Here is a 3,309-nt window from a genome sequence, read left to right on the forward strand (position 1 = left end):
CATATGCCCAAGCCCTGTGGTGCGGAATTCGCCTCCGTTGTCATCAACTCCTGTAGGCTGGGCCTGATGGACTGCATCCCGGTTCGATACTCGCAGTCACTCGGTAGCCGGACTGTGAAGCCGACCTCCCGCAAGCTCGCCGCGATCCGCTCGGCGCTGCCATTGGCATTGGCTTAGGCCGGCGAACCGTCATAGGTCGGACCGGCGACGACCAAGGCGATACGCTCCTCGCCGCGCGCGGCGAGGAAGAGCGCCATGGTCATCAACAGCACTGCCGTCAGAAAAAGGCGAATAACCCCCGACCCTGTAAGCCGCGGCTGTTCACGCCGAAGCTTGCCCAATCCGTCTATGGCCTCGCGTTTGACGATACATGACACGTTCGCCGGCGCATCGGCGCGTCAATTCCGGTTGCCGATGGCCGAAAGAGGCCTCTGGCAGGGTGCTTGCCGCCCCAATCAGCGATTGTGCCTTCAACGGGCCAACTGGGTAATGTCGCCTAAAAGATGTTGACTGTATGTTTAGTCATAGTTATTCCTTGCATTGAGTTGGCCAGCTGGCGTCCGCCGGTGAATGGCCACGGAACGGGAACTATCTTCATTGGACCGAGGCCGCATTTGTGGCCGGTCCCAACAATGGGAGAAGCAGCATGAACTGGAAATCGACCGCGACGGCCGCCGGGCTGTCGCTGATGGCCGCGACGGGCATGGCCCGCGCCGACGGCGAGCTCAACATCTACAATTGGGGCAACTACACTAACCCCGACCTCATCAAGAAGTTCGAGGAGACCTACAAGGTCAAGGTGACTGTCACCGATTACGACTCGAACGACACAGCGCTGGCCAAGGTGCGCCAAGGCGCTTCGGGCTACGATATCGTCGTGCCATCGGCCAGTGTCATGCCGATCTGGATAAGCGAAGGGCTGCTGCTGGAGACCGACCCCAACAAGATGGAGAACTTCAAGAACGTCGATCCAAAATGGGTCGACGTTCCGTTCGATCCAGGCCGCAAATACACCGTTCCATGGCAGTGGGGCACGACCGGTGTGTCTGTAAACAAGTCGGTGTATTCCGGCGACCCGAACACGTCGGCAATTTTCCTCGACCCGCCCGCCGAGCTCGTCGGCAAGATCAATGTCGTGCCGGAGATGGGCGACATCCTTTTCCTCACCATCTCCTATTTCGGCGGCGAATACTGCACCGACGACAAGCAGGTGCTGAAAAAGGTGCGTGACAAGCTGGTCGAGGCCAAGGCGAAATGGCTTTCCTTCGATTATGCGGCCGTCGATGGCCTCGGCAGGGGCGACATCGCGGCCGGCGTGAACTGGAACGGCATATCGCTGCGCGAGCGGCTGGAGAACGACAAGATCGTCTATGGCTATCCGAAGGAAGGCTATCCGATCTGGATGGACAATGTCGCGGTTCTCAAGGACGCAAAGAATGTCGAGAACGCCAAGCTGTTCCAGAACTTCATCATGGATCCGAAGAACGCGGCGATGATCTCGGCCTTCGCGCACTACGCGAACGGCATCAAGGGATCCGAGCCCTTCATGCCGGACGACATGAAGGGGGCGCCGGAGGTCGAGGTTCCGGCTGAATTCGCCGCCAAGGGCAAGTTCATGCCGGCCTGTCCGCCGGACGTGCAGGCGCTTTATACGAAGATCTGGACCGACCTTCAGAAATAGCCGCGCCGAAACCGTTCCGGCCACAGTCGCCGGACCGCGTGCGGTCCGCCGACCGCAGGAGACTGCCCATGACCAATCTCGATCTCTGCTACATGCCGGCGAGCGAAGCGCTGCGGCGGTTCAAGGCAAAGCAGCTCTCGCCTGTGGAGCTGATGCAGGCGGTCATCGACCGCGCCGAGGCGACGAAGGAGACGATCAACTGCTTCACCTTCACGCATTTCGACGAGGCGATGAAGCTGGCCAGGAAAGCAGAGGCGAAATACGCCAGGGGCGCCCGGACCGGAGCTCTCGAAGGACTGCCGATCGGCATCAAGGATGAGAGCTATATCAAGGGCAAGCCGACTTCGCATGGCTCGCTGCTGACCAGGGATGCCGTATGCGGCCATACTTCGACGATGAACGAGCGCATCATCAAGGCGGGCGGCATCGTCCATGCGCGCACGGCGACGCCCGAATTCAGCTGCGCCGGCTACACCTGGTCGAGGCGGTGGGGCGTCACCCGCAATCCGTGGAATCCGGACTTCACGCCCGGCGGTTCGTCCGGGGGTGCCGCAGCGACGCTGGCTTCGGGCACATCCGCGATAGCGACCGGTTCGGACATCGCCGGGTCGATCCGCATCCCCGCATCGGCCTGCGGCCTTGTCGGTTTCAAGCCGCCCTACGGTCGCAATCCCGACGAGCCGCCGTTCAATCTGGACTTCTATTGCCACACCGGACCGCTGGCGCGAAACGTTGGGGATGCGATCCTGCTGCAGAACGTCATGGCGGGACCGAGCCCGCTGGACATCGCCACACTGCGCCCGAAGCTGCGCCTGCCGCTCGATTACAAGCCCATCAAGGGCTGGAAGATTGCTTTCTCGATGGATCTCGGCTCCTTCGAAGTGGACGCCGATGTGCGCAGGAACACGCTTGCCGCATGCGATGTCTTCCGCTCGCTCGGCGCCACGGTCGAGGAAGTCGATCTGGGCTGGGGCGACGAGGTGCTCAAGGCCGGCATGGCCTATCTCGAGCATCTCTTCGGCGCCTCGCTGTCGCAACTGCTCGAGGAGCATGGCGACGACATGACCAGCTATGCGCGTCGGTTTGCCGAGGAGGGGCAGAAGTCGAAGGCCACGGACTTTGTCGGAACCCTGGAGGTGGCGGCCCGGATGTATCAGACATTGGGTCCGTTGCTTGAAAAGTACGATGTGCTGATCTGCCCGACGAACGCTATCCCCGCGGTGCCTGCCGAGTTCGATCAGACCACGGACACTGTCGAGATCAACGGCAGGCAGGTGAACGCGTCGCTGGGCTGGGTGATGACGACACCGTTCAACATGATGAGCCGTTGCCCGGTGCTTTCCATGCCGTCGGGCAAGGCGGCGAGTGGCGTGCCGACAGGCATCCAGATTGTCGGCCGCACCTATTGCGATGCCGATGTATTTCGCGCCGCGATGGCTTATGAGACGGCTCAGGGCCAATGGTATGACAGCGCCGGGACACGCCCGTCGCTTTGAGCAATCCCGGGGGCGCGACCGTTCTCTGGCGTCGGTTATGGCGGGCGGACGCCCGATATTACAGAATGGCTGTGGGACCGGAGGTTCCGCCGCGGGCTAGAAAAGGCCGATGAAAATGGCGCAGCGCAGGGC

At 61.7% G+C, this 3,309-nt stretch carries 2 protein-coding genes; both read left to right on the forward strand.

Annotation, left to right across the window (positions count from 1 at the left end; genetic code table 11):
• The first annotated feature begins 646 nt into the window (after nt 1-646).
• Nucleotides 647-1,681: an extracellular solute-binding protein gene (locus tag EOA33_RS29040; RefSeq protein WP_126054389.1), complete on the forward strand. Its 1,035-nt coding sequence runs from the start codon at nt 647-649 to the stop codon at nt 1,679-1,681.
• 68 nt (nt 1,682-1,749) lie between these two features.
• Nucleotides 1,750-3,177 (forward strand): amidase, encoded by a 1,428-nt coding sequence (locus tag EOA33_RS29045; protein ID WP_127407211.1) that lies wholly within the window; start codon nt 1,750-1,752, stop codon nt 3,175-3,177.
• Nucleotides 3,178-3,309: the final 132 nt, after the last annotated feature.

It is taken from the genome of Mesorhizobium sp. M4A.F.Ca.ET.050.02.1.1, from assembly GCF_003997725.1.
GTDB lineage: Bacteria > Pseudomonadota > Alphaproteobacteria > Rhizobiales > Rhizobiaceae > Mesorhizobium.

Excerpts from the sequence above, each read along its gene's own strand:
- EOA33_RS29040 (WP_126054389.1), top strand. The coding sequence starts at position 647 with ATGAACTGGAAATCGACCGCGACGGCCGCCGGGCTGTCGCTGATGGCC.
- EOA33_RS29045 (WP_127407211.1), top strand. The coding sequence starts at position 1,750 with ATGACCAATCTCGATCTCTGCTACATGCCGGCGAGCGAAGCGCTGCGG.